This window comes from Paraburkholderia sp. BR13439 (assembly GCF_040948805.1).
GTDB lineage: Bacteria > Pseudomonadota > Gammaproteobacteria > Burkholderiales > Burkholderiaceae > Paraburkholderia > Paraburkholderia youngii.
The window spans coordinates 262,300-283,248 of the sequence record NZ_JBFPKN010000008.1 but is presented as its reverse complement, the minus strand read 5'-3'; the positions used below and the strand labels follow the sequence as shown (position 1 = coordinate 283,248).

Sequence of the window (20,949 nt, the reverse complement as noted above, 5' to 3'; positions counted from 1 at the left end):
GGCGCTTGCCCTCAAGCCTGGAAGTCGACGGTGATTGATCGGCTAAGCCAGGCGATCAGAACAAGGGCGTAAAAAAGCCTCAGCGTTCTGAGGATCATCCTCAGGTTGTGGCCAGCGCCGCACAGCACTGCGTGTATTGCATCGCCGAGTGCGCCTTTGAGCCAGTTCCGGTCGAGTTTGCCGTCGGCCTTCATGTGACCAATGGCAGGCTCGATTGCGCTTCGCCTTTGGATCATCGCGCGCAGGCCCCTCGTGATTCCGCGTCGCAATCCCGGGTGGTAGATCTTCACTCCCTCGACAGCGACACCCTTGTAACCGCGGTCCACAATGGCGACGTTGGGCTTCACATCGCTCAAGATCGCCGCTTGCTCCAACGCTTCAGCCAGCGTGTGACCGTCGTATGGGTTACCGGGCATCGAGCGCGCGCCAACCACAAGCCCTTCCTTGTGTGTCGTCGTGATCGACACTTTCACACCGAATTCGTAGGGCGTGCGGGCTTTGCCTTTCGCCAAACATTCAACTTCTGGAGCATGCAGTGCGTACAGCTTGTTTTTGCCCTTCTGCTTCTGAGACAGGATCCGCCTCGTGCGGCTGATCAATTCCTGCAGCGCGATGCGCCCAGTGTCGGCGACTGAATCGAGCTGACGCTCGACATCACGCATCACCCGCCCAACGCGCGAGCGCAACGTGCGCAGCGCCTTCTTCATGCGCTTGTACTGCTTCGCATGCGCGTAGCGGCCAATCTGACGCGCCAGGTGCGGCGCCTCGCGGTTGTAGTTCTGCCGCAGCTTCAACCCGTGCCGTGCCGCAGCCTTCACCAGATGTCTTCGTGAGATCGCGCAGGGCATCCTGCTCAGTGCCCTGCCGGGTAACCTCAACGGGCATGTTGACGTCCCGGAGCGCCAAGCCACGCTCTCAGCCCCACCTGCATTGCGGCACATGCGCCGATCTCGGCACGAAAGCCCGTCAACATCAATCCCTCCGCATGCGAACAACCAACGCGAGCAAGCGGGCGCGCATTTCATCGGCCGACAAGTGCGTGGGCCAGCCGTGACCAGGAAGCAACCAGTCGAAGCGATACGCGGCTAGCTTGCCAAGCGATTCGGTGAGCTCAGACCATGAATACCAGCACGCGTCCCTGAACGCGACGAGGTCCCCCGCGCGCGGGCTCCACGCGAGCGAATCACCCGAGAACAACACGCTGTCGTCGAGCAGGTACACGACGCTGCCGCGCGTGTGCCCGGGCACAGGGATCGCGCTTACGCCGACCGCAATGTCCGTTGCCGATCCATCGTCGAGCAGGTCCGTTGCATAAGGCGCGGCCGACATGTCTTCCCGGTGAATCCAGACGCGCGCGCCGAAATGACGGGCGTATTTATCTGCGTCCGCGACGTCGTCACGATGCGATAGAAGGATGTGCGCGATGCCACCGTTCTCATCAAACCATTTCACGAGTTCCGCCGCGTAGCGCGGTGAGTCGATCATCAGATTGCCGTCCGGACGCCTCGCAAAGTAAGAGTGCGCGCCAAACGACGACCGCGCGTTAAATCCGCAGCGCCATACAGCCGACGTGATCGGCTGTGGAAAGATCGCGGCACCCGGACGAGGCTGCTTCGTTTCACTCCGTACCGACGCCGTAGGACACACGAGCACCGCACGCCATGCGTCGACGTGCTCTTCGGGCGTAACGGGCTGCCGCAAGAAGACACTCTTGTCGTTGCGTTCGACAATCAGCCCCGGCGCGACGTGACGCGATGCACCGCAATTGATGCACGCTGTGTCGATGTACCACTCGCCTGGGACGGAATCGGCGTTGCGTGTCGGCTTCATTCGATGCTCCTGTCGTCCGGTCGGCAAATCAGGATCCACATACGTTTTCGCCCCGGCGCCCGCGTACGAGAGAAAGGGCGGCTCCATCACCGGTTGTGAGCAAGTTTGCTCCCACAAGCCTTTCCTTGCACACCGCCATCGCCAGGCTCCGCCCTTGATTCTGCATAAGCCATCGGATAGGCCACACCCGCGCGGTCTGATCCGCGGACGCGGTCACCACCCGCTGGCCGTCCGGGCTGAAGGCGGCGGATCTCACGGCTCCCAGGTGCCCGGTGAGTTGCGCGATCACCAGGCCAGTCGCCGCGTCCCATACTCGCGCGTTCTGATCCGCGGACGCGGTCACTACAAGCTGGCCGTCCGGGCTGAAGGCGGCGGAACCCACTGCCCCCTGATGCCCGCTGAACTGGGCGATCTGTTTGCCCGTCACCGCGTCCCACACCCGCGCGGTCCCATCCGCGGACGCGGTCACTACGCGCCGTCCGTCCGGGCTGAAGGCGGCGGAAAAAACGGTGCCGCGATGCCCACTGAGCACCAGGATCTGTTTGCCCGTGGCCGCGTCCCACACCCGCGCGGTCCCATCCCAGGACGCAGTCACCACCCGCAGGCCGTCCGAACTATAGGCGACGGAATCAACCGGCTCCTGATGCCCGCTGAGCACCAGAATCTGTTTGCCCGTGGCCGCGTCCCACACCCGCGCGGTCCCATCCGCGGACGCCGTCGCCACCCGCTGGCCGTCCGGGCTGAAGGCGGCGGAAAACACTGCCCCGTGATGCCCGCTAAGCTGGGCGATCTGTTTGCCCGCGGCCGCATCCCACAGCCACGCGGTCTGATCCGCGGACGCGGTCACTATCCGCCGGCCGTCAGGGCTGAACGCAGCGGAGTCAACCCACCCCTGATGTCCGCTGAGCAGCGCAATCTGCTTGCCCGTGGCGACGTCCCACACCCGCGCGGTCCTATCACGGGACACCGTCACCACCCGCTGACCGTCCGGGCTGAAGGCGGCGCAAACAACTGGCTCCTGATGTCCGCTGAGCAGCAAGATCCCCTTCCCCGCGTCCCACGCGCGCGCTGTCCTGTCACGCGATGCAGTCAACACCCGCTGACCGTCCAGACTGAAGACGGCGACGTTCACCGGCCCCTGATGTCCGATGAGCTGCACGATCGTCTGTCCGGTCGCCGCATCCCACACCCGCGCAGTCTTGTCATCGGAGGCGGTCACCACACGCAGGCCGTCCGGGCTGAAGGCGGCGGAGCTGACCGGTCCCTGATGTCCGGTGAGCTGCGTGATCACGTGGCCGGTCGCCGCATCCCACACCCGCGCGGTTTTGTCATCGGACGCGGTTACCACGCGCCGGCCGTCCGGGCTGAAGGCCGCGGAGAAAACCGGTCCCTGATGCCCGGCGAGCTGCGCGATCACGTGGCCGGTCGCCGCATCCCAAACCCGCGCGGTTTTGTCATCGGACGCGGTCAGCACGCGCCGGCCATCCGCGCTGAAGGCCGCGGAGCTCACCAGTTCCCGATGCCCGCTGAGCTGCGCGATCACCTGGCCGCTCGCCGCATCCCACACCCGCGCAGTCCTGTCCGCGGACGCGGTCACCACGCGCCGGCCGTCCGGGCTGAAGGCCGCGGCGAAAACCGGTCCCTGATGCCCGCTGAGCTGCACGATCTGTTTGCCCGTAGCAGCGTCCCACACCCGCGCGGTCCTGTCCGCCGAGGCGGTCAACACGCGCCGGCCGTCCGGGCCGAAGGCGGCGGAATAAACCAGATCCCGATGCCCGCTGAGCTGCACGATCTGTTTGCCCGTAGCCGCGTCCCACACTCGCGCGGTCCTGTCCGCCGAGGCGGTCACCACGCGCCGGCCGTCCGGGCCGAAGGCGGCGGAATAAATCAGCCCCTGATGTCCGCTGAGTTGCACGATCTGTTTGCCGGTAGCCGCGTCCCACACCCGCGCGGTCCCATCCCAGGACGCGGTCGCCACCCGCTTACCGTCGGGGCTGAACACGGCGGAATCGACCGCATCCTGATGCCCGCCGAGCAACGCAATTTGCATTGATGCCTGCGCGCCGCGCATGAGCTCCAGCTCTGCGTCAACCGATCCCGGCGAGAGCCAACTCTTGCGCATCGCCAGTATCGCGAAGCGCATCGCGCGATCGTAAATTCCCGCGTCGTTCGCCAACGTCGCCGACGACGCCAACACAACAGAAGTCTGGCGTGCGACCGTCCGGGTCTGATGAATGATCCACCCCCCTGTCGCAATCAGAATGAACGCGATTACGCCCATCAGTACCTGGATGAGTCGCTGCGTGGACGCTGTCCGTGTGTGAGCGATTCGCTGCAACTGCGACTCGCGCTCCGCGCGTGCGCCTTCCTCGCGCCCGCGACAAGCCCGCAAATAAGAAAGGCCATCCGTGCCCAGCATTCGTTCGAAATCCGAACGCTGCAGGATGGCCTCCGCGCTCGTCAGCCGCTCGCCGGCGTGGGCCAGCCAGGCCGTGCCCTGCCCGTGCTTTTGCCACTCGTGCGCCGCTCGCTGCACGGTTGCGACTGTCTTGAGCGCATCCGCGTCCGCGTCGAGCCAGGCGGCAAGGACAGGCCACTGCCGTAACAACGCCTCGTGCGCGAGTTCAACGATGGTGGTGTCCTCATTGCCAGCTTCGGCCTTGCGCCGGTCTTGCAATAGCAGTCGATACGGGATGAGACGCTTCAGGACGGCATGGGCGGATTCGGGAAGCTCATCCCAGCGTGCCACACGGCGCTTGCGCTGTTGCGTCAGCGGTTCGACGTGCGCGAGCCGAGGGATCAAGCCAATGCGCAGCAGGCGCTCGCGCTCGGCCTTATCTGCTGGAACGGCGGGCTCCCGTCCGGGATCGGCAAATGCCGATTCGACCGCGGCCTCGATGGAACCGCCCATACCCCCGATCGCCTGATAGTCGGCTACGCTGAAGTTTCCGGTGGCGCCATAGTCGGTAAATAGCCGCTCGAGCGTAAAGGCCAGCAAGGGCAATGCGTCTGCCCCTTCAGTATCCCGAAGAAGCCGCTCGGTCAGCGCTGGCTCGATCGTCAGCTTACGCCCGGCGGCGGTAGCCCGCGCGGCAGGACCCTCGATCACCGCCTTGAATTCCGCGCGCTCCAATGGAGGGAGACCGAAGACACGCGGTGGCACGCCGCGCAGCGTTGGCGCGCTCTGCAATTGCTCGAAAGCGTCTGTGCGGATCGCCACGACCGCAAGCGCACGCTGCCGTTTGCCGATCGTCTGCATCCCCTCGTGTTCCGCCGTGGCGAGCGTCCTCGCAAGCAGGGACAGGAAGTGCGAAGACTCCTCTTCGCCTTCTGCGCTGAACAATTCCTCGCCCTGGTCGATGCAGACCAGAACGGTCGGCGCAACGGCATCTGACGCGAGCCGCGAGCAGTGCAGCGTTTGAAGCTGGCCAAGCAATTGCTCGAATCCATCGGGAGTCTGAACTGCCTGGCGGATCTCGGCGCGCGTCCTGAGTACCGCGAGTTCCTGAAAGGCCAGTTCGATACTGACGACGAGTCCGGTGGCGCCAGTAACAACAGCCCGCTCCGGCCGGATCACTGGAAGCGGCAAAAAGTTTCGGTCATCGCGCTTCAGGCGCGGCCACAGGCCGGCCCGCACAAAGGACGACTTGCCCGTTCCGGATGCGCCGAGGATGACCAACATCCGCTCGATCCCCTGCTCGCGGACGCTGCGTAGCGTCTCGAGCCCGCGCAATACCGCCGTGTCCCGGCCAAAGAACACGGCCGCATCCTCGGCCTCCAGCGCTCTCAGTCCCGGATAAGGGGGGCGCTCGGCATCGTTAGCCGGCGGCCACGGAAAGCCCGACGGAGCGGACCCGGCTCGTCGCAGCCCAAGCTCGAGCCGGGCAAGCCCCGCTTTGGCGAAAGAGACTTCAGTTGCCGAAACGAGCGGGTCATGCGAGACCCGGAAGCTCTGGCGTCGAGTCCCGGCGGTGAGGTCACAGACCTGCCATTGGGCCGTCAATTCTTTCGGCAAGGCGTCGATCGGCGTCGCCTCGACGAGCGCACCGAAGATTGTCTTGCCCAGAAATCTGGCAAAGGATAACTGAGCCAGGCACGAGCGAGAGTCGCACCATGCGGGCGAAATCAGAAACAGCACGGCCTCGCAGCGGTCGGCCGCGGACTTGAGCGCTTCCTGCCAGCGTTCCCCAGCAGCCAACCCCTCGGCCGGCTCGAGGCCCAGGAAGTAATCATCCCAGCCGTTATCGGCAAGCCAGTGTCCGATCGCGAGCGCGAGAGCGTTATTCGCGCTGGCGTGGCTGATGAAGATCGTGGGCATTGCGCTGCGAACTTCAGTCCCGCAGTTGACTGCACTCGCAAAGGACACCATCCACCTCATGTGTTTGAGTCTGGCATCCCGCGCGCTGAATTGATTGCCTCAATGCTTTATAGCCCGCGCCTGGCGGACACGATGAGAGCGTCCAGCTTGTCCGCGGTCCTGCATTCGTCAAGCGGCGTGTAGACGGTGAGCTTGCGATCGGAGCCGTCCAGCAGCGCGAAACTGGTGTATTCGAAGACCATCAGGCCTTTTCGCGGATGTCTGATGCGTTTGATATTCGATAACGGATTGAGCACCTCGTGCCTGCGCCACCACGCATTGAATTCGTCGCTCCTGTGTCGCAGCGTCGATATCAGCCGTTCAAAATCAGGATCGCCCACATAGCGCGCACTGTCGTTACGGAACATCGCGAGGGACGCACGCGCCACTTCCTCCCAGTCAACGAGCAAACGGCGGTGCCGCGCATTCGCGAAAACCATGAACATCAGATTGCGCTCATCCACCGAAAGCTGCCCGTAGTCACCGAATACCAAGGTGGCGGCCCGATTCCAGCCCAGGATATCCCAGCGACGGCCAGTGACGTAAGCGGGCTGGCCTGACAGGCTGGCAAGCATCCGTTGCACCGGCTCCTCGAGCTTTTCCGGATTCGTCGACTGGAGTTCCGGCGACGGACGATCGCTCAATACGAACAGATGCCGCCGCTCAACGGCGTCCAGTCGCAACGCATCCGCGATTGCGATCAGCACCTCTTCGGACGCGCGGACGTCGCGCCCCTGTTCGAGCCAGGTGTACCACGTGATACCGACGTCCGCGAGCATCGCGACTTCCTCGCGGCGCAGCCCCGGCGTGCGTCGTCGAAAACCGTCAGGCAATCCGACCGCGGCCGGACTCAGGTGCTCGCGCCGCGACCTCAGGAATGCGCCTAGCTCACCACGGCGCCGTTCGGCGGCGAGGGTTCTGACGTTCATCGTCATCGTGGTAGCTCCCTATACCAGTATCGATCCAGCACTGTTTGTCGCGCGGCAAAGCGCACAGGATGAAGACGAAACCAACTTCCAGTCTATTCAATCATGAACATGACGAACAAGCTTGTGCTGGTTACCGGCTCCACCGACGGACTGGGACGCTGCGTCGCGAATCGGCTGGCAGCCCAGGGCGCGCATGTGCTCGTTCACGGCCGAAACATGGAACGGGGCGAATCCGTCGTTCGCGAGATAGCGGGTGCGGGAGGCAAAGCGACTTTTTATCCGGCTGATCTGTCTACGTTCGCGGAAGTTCAATCGCTGGCAAGCGCGATCGGACGCGCGCACGATCGACTCGACCTGCTTATCAACAACGCCGGCATCGGGACCGGTCCGCGTGGCTCGATCAGGCAAGTCACGGCGGATGGAATCGAATTGCGGTTCGCGGTGAACTACCTCGCGGGCTTTGCCCTGACGAGGCTTCTGCTACCTCTTTTGCTGACGGGCTCGAGATCGCGGATTGTCAATGTTGCTTCCGTGGGACAACGCCCGATCGATTTCGACGACGTGATGTTGAGCCACGGCTATAGCGGTACCGCGGCCTATTGCCAGAGCAAGCTCGCGCAAATCATGTTCACGTTCGATCTGGCCGACGAACTGGCGCAGACCGGCGTGACGGCGAATTGTCTGCATCCGGCCACATACATGGATACGACCATGGTGAGGAATGGCGGAATCACGCCTCTGAGCACGGTCGAGGAAGGGGCTGACGCGGTTCTTCATCTTGCGGCCAGCACCGCAATGGAAGGCCGTACCGGCCTCTATTTCGACGGCACAGGGCTCGCCAGAGCTCATCCCGACGCCTACAACCCTGCGCTCCGCAAGCGACTGCGTCAGCTCAGCTTTCAGTTGACGGACCCGTCGCTGGCACATTGACACATCGAACTTCGATGTCGGTCCGCCCGGGTTCCGGGAACCCGGCATTTTTCAAAGAGCGGAAACTTCAACCATGTCAGATCATGTCTTCATTGTCGGCGGTTCTTCCGGAATTGGCTTCGCTACAGCGAGCCGGCTACTGGACCGGAGATACGCGGTTACGATTGCCGGGCGAGATTCGGCGAAACTGGCCAAAGCGAAGGCCGCGTTGCGCGGCGCTGCAAATACGGTGAGATTCGATGCATCCGATGCATCGACCATCGCCGGCACGTTTGCCGAGATTGGCGCAATCGATCACCTGGTTCTCGCGCTCGGCAGTGGCAAGGGGGGAGGCCCGTTTTCAGCCGTCAGTCTCGATGCGGTGCGTATGGGATTCGATGAGAAAGTGTTTCCTCATTTCGCGTGTGCCCAGGCGGCCCTTGCGTCGATTGCGAAAACCGGCAGCATCACTTTTCTCTCGGCCGTATCGGCACACTCGGCCATGCCCGGAACAGCGGGCCTCGGCGCAGCGAACGCGGCGATTGCTGCGATCGTGCCGATCCTGGCGGCAGAGCTACGCCCGTTGCGGATTAACGCAGTTTCCCCTGGCGTCATTGATACGCCGTGGTGGGACTTTCTCTCGGAGCAAGATAAGGAGTCCGCGTTTGCCGGTTATGCGGTGAGAACGCCGGTAGGACGAATTGGCCAGCCTGACGACATTGCCATGGCGATTGAGTTTCTGATTTCGAACTCCTTCATGTCTGGGCAAACCATCATATGCGACGGCGGAATTGGTCTGGATTCGACTGGCCAGACCGTCCCGCTGACCGAGCCTCGCTGACGATCTGCATCAGGTGTCACCGGTGGGAACGATTCCCGCCGCCTCGACCATCAGGATCACCGTTTTCACAGGCGCTCGAGGGCGATGCAGCAGGCCTTTATGCACGACAAACGCTTGTCCCGGGCCCAGATCGACGACCTGGTCCTCGAGGTCGATCAGGAAGCGTCCGCTAACCACATAAAAGAATTCGTCCTGCGCGTCATGTTTGTGCCAATGATATTCGCCCTGCACGACACCCAGCCGAACTACCGACTGGTCCACCTGACACAGCGTCTGGTTATACCAGGGATGGCCGTTTGCCGCCACGAGGGCGGGCACGTCGATGACTTCGCCGAAGGAGTAGAGGACGTTAAGGTGGGTCGAGTACGGAAAGGAATCGGTGCTCACATCAGTCTCCGTGAACGTTAATTCGTGTCGAAGATGCGAGCCACTGTAGGCCTTGCCAGTTCTGTTGGTCTTGTACCGGACCGTCAATCTTTGGTACAGGAGCGACCTTCGAGCAACTGCGCGCGGTACGCGCCTGGCGTCAGCCCCATCCTGCGCCGAAACACGCGCGTAAAGTGGCTTTGATCGGCGAAACCGGCGGCCTGAGCAATCGCCTTGAGCGAATGGCGTCCACTGCTCAATTGAGCGCAGGCGAAATCGAGCCGAAGCTGACGCACGTAATCTCCGACAGTACAGCCATAGTGCTTGCGGAATTCCCGCGCGAGGTGGTCGGCGCAAACATGGCTGTCCGAAGCGACTTCGTCCAACGTCAACGTCTCACGAAAACGATCGTGCAGTAATGCTTCCACGCGAGCGAGCCATCGACGTGAACCGCCAACCGTCGCCGCGCGCGGGACGGCTCGCTCACACGCCGCAAGAAGTTCGAGTACCAGCCCTTCGACTGCTAGCGATGTAGCCGAATCCTGCTCACGGCACTCGCGAACGAGACGGCGCATGAACGACAACGGAGCTCCACTGGCGAAGTCATCCGGGCGATCGAGGACTTGGGTCCGACCGCCCAGCCGCTCTAGCCACGAAGACGAAAATTCGACATGGAGCGCCTTGCCGCCGGCCCCGTACCAGCAATTTGCGTGCGGTACGGCTGCGGGAAAAAGCGTCAGTGACATCGGCCCATCTTCGCCACCGCGTGACGGCCAGGATCGTGTACCGCGGCCGTCCAGCACGAAACAGAAAAACGGATTCACATGTTCGTGCTGCGGAATGATGAGATCCGTTGCGAATTGGGTCTCCACGACCGAGATGCCATCATCCCTGTATTGCAGGGTGGTAGCGCCGAAGTAGTCGCCCGGCTCAAGTACCCGTAGCATGGGATTGCTCCCAAAGAGACGTTGCAGTCGATATTACACACTTGTTGTCCCTGCGCGTCATCTCCTGCCACGATGTCCGAACGAGCACTTTATTTCAAGAATATTTTTACATTTAAATTATGATTGCATATCGATCGATAGATAATTTTTTGTGAAAAATTCATTCGGAATGCACATGCTTCAAACGTGTCATTCCACTGACATTCCAGACTGACTAAATGTTGCGGTGCTGAAAGCTCCAGAGCGGCACCGTTGCAATGCGTCCCGCCTGGACGAATCGCTGGCACATATCCTCGATCAGGTGCGACCGACCTGACAAATGATTCCGTTCCCACCCAATTTGGCTATTTTGTTTTGATTATCTGGAGAGAAACAAAATGCATCGAAATTTCATTCAATCTGGATTTGCATTGGGATTATTGACAAGCTGCATTGCATTTGCGGCACCGCAGGGCGACATGGAGCTTCTGCCGACCGGGCAGTTCATTTCCCCGCGAGCCATACCGGGTGCCGTGCAGCAGTTGCTCAACCCGCAGCTTTCGGCAAAGCCGACCCAGATCGTCAGCGGCGCCATCAAGTCACAACTCAGCCCGGATGGCAATACTCTTGCCGTGATTACGGCAGGCTATAACACCGTCTACACGGGTGCCAGCAACAGCACGCTGGACAAGACTGACTCGACCCAGTACATCTTCATCTACGACGTGTCGGGCGCCAACAAGGCCACCCCGAAGCTCGTGCAGGCCATCCACCAGAACAATGCGTTCGATGGCCTCGCATGGAATGGCAACCAGACGCTGTACGGCACCGGCGGCGCGGACGACACGGTGTATGTATATAGCCGCCCGTCGGCGCTTGCGTCGGCCCAATGGTCACAAACCGCAGCCATCGCCCTGAACCATAGCAAGGGTATCGGGTCGGGGGTGAAGCCGAACGCCGGTGGTCTCGCTCTCTCCGGCAATGGCAGGATTCTCGTCGTTGCCAACAACTACAACGACTCGATTACCATCATCGACACGACGTCGAACACCGTCATGTCCGAATACGATCTGCGCCCGTTCAATACGTCGGGCACGCAAGGCGTTGCCGGTGGCGAATACCCGTGGGCCGTTTCGCTGAAATCCGACGACACGGCGTTCGTCTCGTCAGTGCGCGACCGTGAAGTCGTGGTGCTCAACCTGTCGAACCCGGCCGCACCGCAATTCATCACTCGCATTCCGGTAAAAGGCAATGCCTATGGAATGACCCTTTCGCCGGATCAGTCCAAGCTCTACGTCGCGGTGGCGAATACCGACCAGGTTGCGGTCGTCGATACTGCCAGCCACCGGGTCGAGAAGACGATCGACATCGCTAGCCAGTCCGGCGACGGCAATGATCACGGCAGCGGCAGCAACAGGAAGTACGGCGGCCGCGACACGGTCAACGTAACCGTATCGCGCGACGGCAGAACCCTGTATGCGGTCAACAACGGCGACAACTCGATCGCCGTGATCTCGCTCGATGGCAACGAAGGCTACCACGTCACCGGCCTGATCCCGACCGCGTATGCGCCCAAGGACGTCACGCTGAGCGCAGACGGGTCGCAGATGTACATCATCAACGGCAAGTCGAACACCGGCCCGAACCCGCTGTACACGTCGGGCACGACGGCCCAGTACCAGTTCGGTCTCGAACAGAGCAGCCTCGTGAGCGCACCGGTCCCGAGGGGCGACGTGCTGGCCCGGCTGACCAGTCAGGTCGACGAGAACAACCACTATTCGGTCAGAGAGTCGCAGAGCGACCGCCAGACGATGAATTTCCTGCACGATCACATCAAGCACGTGATCTATGTCGTCAAGGAAAACCGGACGTTCGACCAGATTCTCGGCGACCTCGGCAACGGCTCGAACGGTGATCCGTCGCTGACGATGTATGGCAAGGCCACCACGCCGAACTTCCACAATATTGCTGGCAACTTCGTCACGATCGACAACTTCGCCGATCCGGGCGACGGCTCGATGGATGGCTGGTCGTGGGTGCAGCACGCGCACGTCACGCCGACCGAGGAAGTGTCGCAGCAGGAAAACTACGCTGGCGTGAGCCGCGGCATGTCGTATGAATCCGAAGGCGCCAATCGCGGCCTGCCGGTTGGCCTCGCCACCACCGCGATGCGCGATGGTGTCTCGGGTGGGGCCTACAGCACGGTCACGGCGTCGCTGCCGGGCGGCACGGCCAACGCGCTGCCAGGTATCGCCGACATTTCGGTACCGGATGCGCCGTTCGGCTACCAGAAGGCGAGCATCTATGACGCGGTGCTGCAGGCGGGCGGTACAGTCCGCAACTACGGCGGCATGGTCAACAACAGCGGTTCGATCGGCACGATCGCCAGCCCCGTCCTCAACCCGTTTGCCGCCGGCAACATTCAGGCGCACCCGCTCAAGCCGTCGCTCGTCACGCTGACGGACCCGTACTACCGCGGCTTCGACCAGGCCTATCCGGACACCTTCCGCGAACTCGAATGGAACCGCGAGTTCCAGCAGTACGTCGCGAACGGCAATCTGCCGTCGTTTGAATTCGTCCGCATGGGTTCCGATCACACCGGCAGCTATGCGCAGAACGTCGGACAGATGGGGACGGCCGAACAGGAGCAGGCGGACAACGACTTCGCGGTGGGCAAGCTGATCGAGACGGTCGCACACAGCCCGTACGCGAAAAGCACGCTGATCGTGGTGGTCGAGGACGACTCGCAGGCCGGTTCCGATCACGTCGACTCGCACCGCGCGCCGGCCTACGTCGTTGGCGCATACGTGAAGAAGAACGCCGTTGTCAGCACCGCATACAGCCAGGTGAACGCCATCCGTACCATGGAAGACGTGCTCGGCACCCAGCACATCAACCTGAACACCGCGTATGCGCAACCGATGGCCGACGTCTTCGACACTGGCTCGGATGGTTCGTGGACCTACACTGCCGTTGCGTCGACGATTCTGAGAGGTACGAACGTGGGCAACGTGGCCACCGGCCCGACATCCGGCGGCAGCGACGGCAATCAGTATGCACAGGGTCCGGACATTCATCCGCTGCATGACGCGACTTACTGGGCAAACGCGACGAAGGGCTTCGATTTCTCCAAGGAAGATCGGGTTCCGCCGGAGCTCTTCAACCGGGTGCTGTGGACCGGCGTGATGGGAGACAAGCCGTACCCGGCGCCGCATTCGATCTACACGAAGAGCTCTGCCGAGGGGACGAAGACGGTCGCCGCTGCCGACGACGATGACGATTGATCGAGCGATATCGTCCGAGCTTGCGGCGGGCGGTATCGCAACGCCCGTCGCGTTGCACGCACGGTAGCTGCCAACGGCGGGCGGCTGTCCAGATGGACAGCCGCTCGTTGTCGTGCCCCGATCAAAAGTCCGCGTGCAGGCGAACGTACGCGGCTAACGGCGAGCCGAGGTAGGCACCGACCACGTTGGTGGCGATGAAGTAGCGCTGGTTGGTGACGTTGTCGATGTTCAGATCGGCTCCCCAGTGACGCTCCGCGTAACCGAACTGCAGGTTCGCGATCACGGAGGCCGGTGCCCAGTCGTAGCCGTTGGCAAAGCCGTTCGTCATCCGGCTCATGTAGTCGATGCCCGCACCCGCATGAAAACCTGCCCTGCCGAACAGGCTGAAGCGGTAGGTCGTCCACAGGTTCGCCATAAAGGCCGGCACGCCCTGCGGGGCGGTTCCGACCGCGCCCGGGATGTCCGGGCTATAAGTGATTTGCGCCTGCTGTCCGGTAAAGTTCTCGTACACGTGCCAGTTCGACGTGAGATCCGCGTCGAACGAAGCCTCGCCGCCGCGCGTGCGCTGCGAATCGAACGCGAGTTGGTCCTCGCCGAACGGGGTCGCCACGTGTTCCCGCTTGACGTCGAACAGCGCGGTGTTGAGCACGTAGCGCCCGTCGTCGAACGACCACTTTATGCCCAACTCGTATTGCAGCGCTGATTCCGGCGGCCCGATGGAAAATGCCGTGTTTTCGGAGTTGAAATTCGCGAGATAGCTGCGCGATACGCCGAAGTACGGCGTCATCCACGGCGTCAGCTTGTACAACATCCCGGCGCTCCAACTGGTCGGGGCATCGTTGCGCGTGTACGTGTTGCCAGGAACCAGCGTGATGCCGTCGTTGGCCGTACGATTCGGCTCGCCGGGGACCGGGTTCAAGGTCAGCGACGTACCGAACCAGTCCTTGCGCACGCCTGCGCGGATCTTGAATCTGTCCGTCACATCCACCTGATCGGTCGCGTAAAGGCTGTAGAAATTCGCGCGCACATGATCGTTCTGGCACGAGTGAGAGGGCGCGCACTGGAAGTGCAGGCTTGCGATGGATGTTTCCAGCGGCACCGGCGCGAAGATGTTGCTTATGTCCGGAAGGTCTGCTGTGGTCTTCGCGCTGTTGAGATCCTGGTTCAGGTATTCGAAGCCCGTCAGCAGCGTATGGTGGATGCTGCCTGTCGAGAATTTCCAGACTGGTTCCAACTGGTAGTCGAACGTGTTGAGCGAATCGTCCTGATCGCGCAACTGGCGGCCGACGAATGCGTTGCCCTTGACCTTCGCGTGCGTGCTGTCGCCGTTGCTGTAGAAGTCCAGCGTGTGGTGCATGTAGGACAGGCGATTATTGATCGTCAGGTAGTCGCTGACGCGCCACTCGTCCGTCAGCGTGGCACGGAGGTAGTTGCCGTGCGCGTTCGCGAATGGCGTCGAATATTTGGCGTTGAACGGGACATTGCGAATCGGCGCACCGTTGTAGTAGATGATCCCGTATGAGTCAGGCGTTGCCATGTACTCTTGCGCGTCGATCGAGAATTCGACCTTGTGGTCGCCGATTTTCCACTGCAGATCGGGCCGGATTTCCCTGTTCCAGGATGCCAGTCCGCGGTAGCCGTCCGAGCGGCCGGCGCTGGCGTCGACACGATAGTTCAGTCCATCGATGCCGGTTGGACCGGTGACGTAGCCACTCGCGTTGACGGTACCGAAAGAGCCGGCCTGGATCTCGCCGCCCCAGTGGAACTGCGCGGACGGCGTGTGGTGGATCAGGTTGATCGAGCCGCCCGGCGGGCCGCTGCCTAGCAGCGCCGAGCCCGGACCTTTGAGCACCTCGATGCGCTCGACGCCCAGCAGTGAATGCATTGGGCCGTTGACCTGGTCGCCGTCCGAAAAGCCGTCGTCATAGGTCTGCGCCTGCAGGCCACGGATCATGAAGTGGTCGGTGAAGCCCTTCGAATCGGTACCGCCGTAGTTCACTCCGGACACGTTGCCTTTGCGGATCGCGTCCTGCAACGACATGGCGCCTTGTTCGTCGAGAATTCCGCGCGGAACGACCTCCACACTCATCGGCAGGTCGCCGAGCGGCGTGCCGGTCTTGCTAACGCTCACGATCTGTTCGGGGTCGTCCACGTTATCCGGAGCGGCCGCTGTTCTCGCCGCATTGACAACGATGGGTCCTAGAGTGACCGGCGCTTCAGTCTGTTGAGTGGCAGCGGGTTGAGTCTGTTGTGCATTCGCTCCGGTGGCGAGCGACAACGTTGCAGCGGAGACGGCGATGGCGATTCTGGATGGCGATGTTCTCATTGACTCCATTCCATTGCGGCACATTGCATCGGCTTCATGCTGTGGCAAATAAATCCTGAGCGGTCCTGCCCTTCGACCCGCGAAATTTATCGTTTGCGCGTGTCACAGACATGAACGGTTACACGGACAACGAATGCGAAATCGTTGTCGTGCAAGCGCGACGCCATCGCTTTCTATCGAGGGTGAGCTACGCGAGCTCGCATGGGAAAGCTGCCACGCAGCTATGCGGATCGCTTATGCAAACAGATCCGTTTCGCAACTGGGTGAGCGCCGACGGCTCGCCGGGACCCGGCGGGCGTGGCGGCTTTCTTGAGAGCGGGCAGCGCGCACTGAGTCGTGGGGCTGGTCAATCCAGCCAGCCGCGCAGCCGCGCGTGATCGAGGAAACGGTAGACGTCGGGCGCAAGTTCGGACGTGCCGAAAAGCCGTTCGAGTTCGCCGATGATGTCGTCGAGCTCGTGTTCTCCGTCGCAACGCGCGAGGATCGCGCCGGCGCTAGCGTTGAGCTTCACCATCCCTTCGGGATAGAGCAGCACGTAGGCGTCCTGCGCCGCTTCCCAGTGCAGGCGGAAGACGCTCCGCAGGCGGGGGCGCAGCGGCACGCCGCTATCCGAGTCACGCGTGTTCATCGCGATCCCAGTGTATTCATGGCCGTTCGTTGCGTGCGCCGCCCGCGGCGCCCAACGTGCAGCGCGGGCGGCACGCCGCAGCCCGCTCAGCGATTGGCGATGTACATCGTGATTTCAAAGCCGAAACGCACTTCGGCATACGACGGGGTAATCCATTGCATGGCATGTCTCCTTGTTTGCGATTGGATGAAAAACCGCACTCGATGCGCGGCCGCTCCCTTCAAAGCAAAGGATATGCCGATGTCGTAATGCGAGGCGCGGGCATTCGGGAGATGGGCGGTGTTGATTTTTGGAGCACCACTGCTGCGCGATGCAGCAGCGTGTGACAGCATGTAAGCGAAACAGAAGCGCCGATGAAAACGGCGCGATGGGCTCAAAAGTCGTCCACCGCACGCCCCGGTTCGACCGCGGGCATCTTCCGGTAGATCATGTTGCGCGACACGCCGAGCTCGCGCGCGGCCGCCGAAACGTTGCCGCCATGCCGCGCGAGCGCCGCGGCAATCACAGATACGGTCACGTCCTGCAGGCGCGCGCACTCCGGCACGCACGCATTGCGCGCGCCTCGCGTATCCGCCGCGCCGCTCGACGCAACGCCACAGCGCAGGTCATCGAAGAAGTCATCGGGCAAATGCTCGCGCCGGATCTCGCCGTCCGCGTCGACCATGGCCGCCGCGGTGCGCAGCAGATTGCCGAGCTGCCTGAAGTTGCCCGGCCACGGACAGCGCTCGAACATCGCCATCACCTCGGGCGCGACGTGAAGCGGCTGCCCGCTCGCGCTCGCGAGTGATTCGCGCAGCAACATCTTCTGGATCACGACCGCGAGATCGGTCCGCTCGCGCAGACGCGGCAGACGCACCACGAGGCCATTGAGCCGGTAGTAGAGATCCTCGCGGAAGCGGTTTTGCGCGATCATCACGCGCAGGTCACGGTGCGTCGCGCAGATGATCGCGACGTCCACCGCAATGCTGCGGGTCGAGCCTAGCGGGTTGACGACGCGTTCCTGCAGCACGCGCAGCAGCCGCACTTGCAGCGAATACGGCATGTCGCCGATCTCATCGAGAAACAGCGTGCCGCCGTTCGCCTGCAGCAGCTTGCCGATTGCACCTTTGCGCCGCGCTCCGGTGAATGCGCCCTCCTCGTAGCCGAACAGCTCGGATTCGATCAGCGTCTCGGGAATCGAAGCACAGTTGACCGCGACGAACGGCCCCGCATGGCGCGGCGAATCATTGTGGATCGCCTGCGCGAGCAGTTCCTTGCCCGTGCCGGTCTCGCCATTGATCAGGATCGGAATGTCCTTGCCGATCACTCTTTTGACCTTCGCAATGACCGCGGCGATCTGCGGGTCGCCCGTGTCGAGATAGCTCAGACGTGAAAGCCCGGCAACGGTCTGCGGCGGCTCCTCGCGCGCCGCCGCCCGCGCGCACTCGTGCACGGCGACCGGGCGGCTGCCTTCGGCCAGCGACGCTCGCCTGAACTGCACGCGCGCGCAAACCACCGCGCCGCTGCTCAGATTGAGCATCAGGTGCGGGTCGAGGCTCGCGCGCGCACGATCGATCAGTTGCGCGCTGGTGGTCTGGAACAACGACGAGAGCGTATGCGCGCGCAGCCCGGCGAGCGGCATGCCGAGCTGAAACTGCGCACTGCGGTTGGCCGACAGAAAACGTCCGTCGCTCGTGAACGCGACGATGCCTTCCATCAGCGTGCCGAGAAACTCCGGACGACTATGGAAGGACACTTGCAGCGTTTCGTGAAAGGTGGTCGTGAACAGATGATTCTCGATCATCTGCACCGACATTTTGGCGAGCGCCATCGTGTGCTGATGATAGCTGCGGTAATCGCCCGTCACGTCGAGCACGCCGATCGCGTCACCATACGGATCGAGAATCGGCACGCTCGAGCAGGTCAGGAAGCGGTTGGCCGCGAGGTAATGCTGGTCGCCGTGCACGACCATCGCGCAGCGCTCGGCCAACGCCGTACCGATCGCATTGGTACCCTGGCGGTCCTCGGCCCAGTTCGCGCCGGGCCGCAGCGCGACTTTCTCCGCGCGCGCGAGAAAATCGTCGTCGCCGATCGAATGCAGGATCAGCCCTTCGGCATTGGTCAGCACGATCATGCTTTGCGTGTTGGCGATCTGCTCGCGCAGCGTCTCCATCACCGGCATCGCGTGCGCGCACAGCACCCGGTTCTGCTCGCGTTTGAGCACGAGTCCTGCGTTCGAAAGAACCTCGTAATCCGGCCGCGCCGACGCGCACAGGCCAAACGTTTCGGACCGTTCGTGCGCTTTCTGAATCGCCGGCGCGGGAAAGTCATTGGACCGGACGGCCGTCTGAGCCACGGCCGGATGAACGTCATCGCGCATTGTCTCCCTCCAGCAGAGCCTGGTACCTTGCCAGACTTTTCTCCGTTCTCTTAAGCAAGCTCCGGGCCATTCATTTCATCGACGGTGGCGAAGCGAAGAGGCTGTATTACCGCAAATCGATGCGCGTTGCGATATGCGGAGTCACCCCGAGTGGCGCTCGACCCGCGCTGCTGGCGTCGCCCTCGCCCCGAGCGATGTGCGCGAGCGCCGCAATTGTGCTGTTTCTCAACACTCCATCGCCCGGCGTTGTACCGGGACGCAACAGATGGAACGCCACGCAAGCGATATATGCCGCCGCACGTTCAGGCGCGCCGCCCTTTCGGACTCGCTCACAAAAATGGCATGCGATTTGCAGTAACGGCATCGCATCCGGATCGACACGGAACGAAGGGGCGACGCCTCTGCCGGCACTGCATCGACAAACACTCAGGAGACGACCATGAAGAACCGTTCGCCCGCCGCTGGCCGGCTGGCTGTCCTTGGAGCGAGCATCGCGATCGCGATGGCACTGAACGTGGCTCCGGTGGGCGCCGCCCCGGACTATCCCACCGTGACCTACGAGCGCCTCGCTCAAGCGCAAAGCGACCCGGGCTGGCTCACCTATTACCGCAGCTATAGCGGCCAGTCGCATTCCCCTCTGAAGCAGATCGATGCATCGAACGTCGCCGGTCTCAGGCAGGCCTGGAGCTATCGCTTCCCCGCGGAACTCAAGCAGGGCTTCGAAGCAACTCCGATCGTCAACGGCGGGTACCTTTTCGTCAGTACACCCAAGGACAACGTCTATGCGTTCGATGTCAAAACCGGCACGCAGCTGTGGAAATACGAGCCGAAGCTCGGCGCGGAATCGTTCAAGACCGCCTGTTGCGATGTCGTGAATCGCGGCGTCGCGCTGTATGGCAAGAACGTCTATGTGGCGATGCTGAGCGGCGAGGTGGCCGCGATCGACGCGCAGAGCGGCAACCTCGTGTGGAAGAAGCAGATGTTCGAGCCGGGTCTCGGCTACGCGTTCTCGCTTGCACCGCTCGCGCTCGATGGCGCGATCGTCGTCGGCACGTCGGGCGGCGAGTACGGGATTCGCGGCTATATCGCCGCGCTCAATCCCGACGACGGCTCGATCATCTGGAAGCGCTATACGATCCCGAGTGCCGGTGAGAAAGGTAGCGACACATGGCCCGACGGCATGCAGGAACATGGCGGCGGCGCGGCGTGGCTGACCGGCACTTACGACGCGGCCACGCAGACGCTGTACTGGGGCGTCGGCAATCCGGGGCCGTGGCTCGCCGCGCTGCGTCCGGGCGACAACCTGTACTCCGATTCACTGCTCGCGCTCAACCCGAAAAACGGCGAGCTGAAGTGGCACTACCAGTACACGAACAATGACACGTGGGACTACGACGGCGTCAACACGCCGGTGCTTGCCAACATCAGCTACAAGGGCAAGCAGTATGACGCGATCATCCATGCCGACCGCAACGGCTTCTTCCACGCGATCGATCGCAAGACCGGCAAGCTGATCTACGCGGAGCCGTTCGTCAAGGCGCTGTCGGTGACCGGCTACACCGCCGACGGCAAACCGGTTCAGGACGCCAGCCGGTTTCCGAAGGCCGGCACGACGATCAACACCTGCCCAAGCTTTCTCGGCGGCAAGAACTGGTGGTCGACCTCCTACGATCCGGAGCGGCACATCGCGGTGGTGCCATCACTGCATGCGTGCATGAGCCTGTCCGGCAAATCGGTCAGCTACATGGAAGGCCTGCCCTACCTCGGCGAAGGCTTCGAGATTCAGCCCGAACCGGGCAGCCAGGGCTATGGCGAGCTTCAGGCCATCGACGTCAATACCGGCAAGAAGCTGTGGGGTCACTGGACCAAAATGCCGTGGAACGGCGGCGTCGCCACGACCGCGAGCGGGCTCGCCTTCAGCGGCTCGCTCGACGGCCATCTGTACGCGTTCGACGTGACGACGGGCAAGGTGTTGTGGGAGAGCCCGCAACTCGCGAGCGGCATCGTCGCGCAACCTTCCGTGTTCGAAGTCGACGGCAAGGAATACGTGGCCGTGCTGGCGGGCTACGGCGGTGCGAATCCGATCTGGGGCGGCCCGATGGCCGACGTCGCGAAGGACGTTCCGCGCGGCGGCACGTTGTATGTGTTCGCGCTCGATCGCAGCTGAACGCAGCCACCGCACCCGCATCGTTCT

General features: G+C 62.6%; 13 protein-coding genes and 1 pseudogene. 4 read left to right on the top strand and 10 right to left on the bottom strand.

The window, feature by feature from the left end; translation table 11 throughout:
* Positions 1–11: 11 nt before the first annotated feature.
* The 4 genes and pseudogenes from AB3X96_RS18490 to AB3X96_RS18475 form a co-directional block, all read right to left on the bottom strand.
* Positions 12–824: pseudogene (locus tag AB3X96_RS18490) on the bottom strand (IS5 family transposase); the annotation flags it as partial.
* 148 nt (positions 825–972) lie between these two features.
* The gene (locus AB3X96_RS18485) at positions 973–1,830 is read right to left on the bottom strand and encodes an MBL fold metallo-hydrolase (RefSeq protein WP_368590805.1); all 858 of its coding nucleotides are present in this window, start codon (positions 1,828–1,830) and stop codon (positions 973–975) included.
* Positions 1,831–1,858: 28 nt separating this feature from the next.
* Positions 1,859–6,148 (bottom strand): TIR domain-containing protein, encoded by a 4,290-nt coding sequence (locus AB3X96_RS18480; protein ID WP_368590804.1) that lies wholly within the window; start codon positions 6,146–6,148, stop codon positions 1,859–1,861.
* Positions 6,149–6,255: 107 nt separating this feature from the next.
* On the bottom strand, positions 6,256–7,116 hold the full coding sequence (locus AB3X96_RS18475) for a helix-turn-helix transcriptional regulator (RefSeq protein ID WP_368590803.1): 861 nt from the start codon (positions 7,114–7,116) through the stop codon (positions 6,256–6,258).
* Between the two features lie 108 nt (positions 7,117–7,224).
* Between AB3X96_RS18475 and AB3X96_RS18470 the strand changes: the two genes are divergently transcribed.
* Together AB3X96_RS18470 and AB3X96_RS18465 are read left to right on the top strand one after the other, a co-directional pair.
* Positions 7,225–8,046: an SDR family NAD(P)-dependent oxidoreductase gene (locus AB3X96_RS18470; RefSeq protein WP_368590802.1), complete on the top strand. Its 822-nt coding sequence runs from the start codon at positions 7,225–7,227 to the stop codon at positions 8,044–8,046.
* A gap of 73 nt (positions 8,047–8,119) precedes the next feature.
* Entirely contained in the window at positions 8,120–8,866 is a 747-nt protein-coding gene (locus tag AB3X96_RS18465) for an SDR family oxidoreductase (protein WP_368590801.1), read from the top strand.
* Positions 8,867–8,875: 9 nt separating this feature from the next.
* On the opposite strand, the gene AB3X96_RS18460 is transcribed toward AB3X96_RS18465, so the two are convergent.
* Together AB3X96_RS18460 and AB3X96_RS18455 are read right to left on the bottom strand one after the other, a co-directional pair.
* Positions 8,876–9,253 (bottom strand): cupin domain-containing protein, encoded by a 378-nt coding sequence (locus AB3X96_RS18460; protein ID WP_312883599.1) that lies wholly within the window; start codon positions 9,251–9,253, stop codon positions 8,876–8,878.
* Positions 9,254–9,336: 83 nt separating this feature from the next.
* Positions 9,337–10,179 carry a helix-turn-helix transcriptional regulator gene (locus AB3X96_RS18455; RefSeq protein ID WP_368590800.1) on the bottom strand — a complete coding sequence of 281 codons (843 nt, stop codon included), beginning with the start codon at positions 10,177–10,179 and terminating at the stop codon, positions 9,337–9,339.
* A gap of 458 nt (positions 10,180–10,637) precedes the next feature.
* Between AB3X96_RS18455 and AB3X96_RS18450 the strand changes: the two genes are divergently transcribed.
* Positions 10,638–13,442 (top strand): bifunctional YncE family protein/alkaline phosphatase family protein, encoded by a 2,805-nt coding sequence (locus tag AB3X96_RS18450; protein WP_368590799.1) that lies wholly within the window; start codon positions 10,638–10,640, stop codon positions 13,440–13,442.
* A 121-nt stretch (positions 13,443–13,563) separates the two neighbouring features.
* Here AB3X96_RS18450 and AB3X96_RS18445 read toward each other — a convergent pair whose 3' ends face one another.
* From AB3X96_RS18445 to AB3X96_RS18430, 4 genes are all read right to left on the bottom strand, one after another.
* Positions 13,564–15,594, bottom strand: coding sequence for a TonB-dependent receptor (locus AB3X96_RS18445; RefSeq protein WP_368590798.1), 2,031 nt, complete (start codon positions 15,592–15,594; stop codon positions 13,564–13,566).
* A gap of 520 nt (positions 15,595–16,114) precedes the next feature.
* Positions 16,115–16,396 carry a pyrroloquinoline quinone biosynthesis peptide chaperone PqqD gene (pqqD, locus tag AB3X96_RS18440; protein WP_368590797.1) on the bottom strand — a complete coding sequence of 94 codons (282 nt, stop codon included), beginning with the start codon at positions 16,394–16,396 and terminating at the stop codon, positions 16,115–16,117.
* A gap of 86 nt (positions 16,397–16,482) precedes the next feature.
* A complete protein-coding gene (gene pqqA, locus AB3X96_RS18435) occupies positions 16,483–16,773 on the bottom strand; it encodes a pyrroloquinoline quinone precursor peptide PqqA (RefSeq protein WP_368590796.1) in 291 nt (96 codons plus the stop codon).
* Complete coding sequence (locus AB3X96_RS18430) at positions 16,770–18,755, bottom strand: sigma-54-dependent Fis family transcriptional regulator (protein WP_368590795.1); 1,986 nt, start codon at positions 18,753–18,755, stop codon at positions 16,770–16,772. The genes pqqA and AB3X96_RS18430 overlap by 4 nt, the downstream gene beginning before the upstream one ends.
* Positions 18,756–19,194: 439 nt before the next feature.
* On the opposite strand from AB3X96_RS18430, the gene AB3X96_RS18425 reads away from it, so the two are divergent.
* Positions 19,195–20,922, top strand: coding sequence for a methanol/ethanol family PQQ-dependent dehydrogenase (locus AB3X96_RS18425; protein ID WP_368590794.1), 1,728 nt, complete (start codon positions 19,195–19,197; stop codon positions 20,920–20,922).
* Positions 20,923–20,949 lie beyond the last annotated feature (27 nt).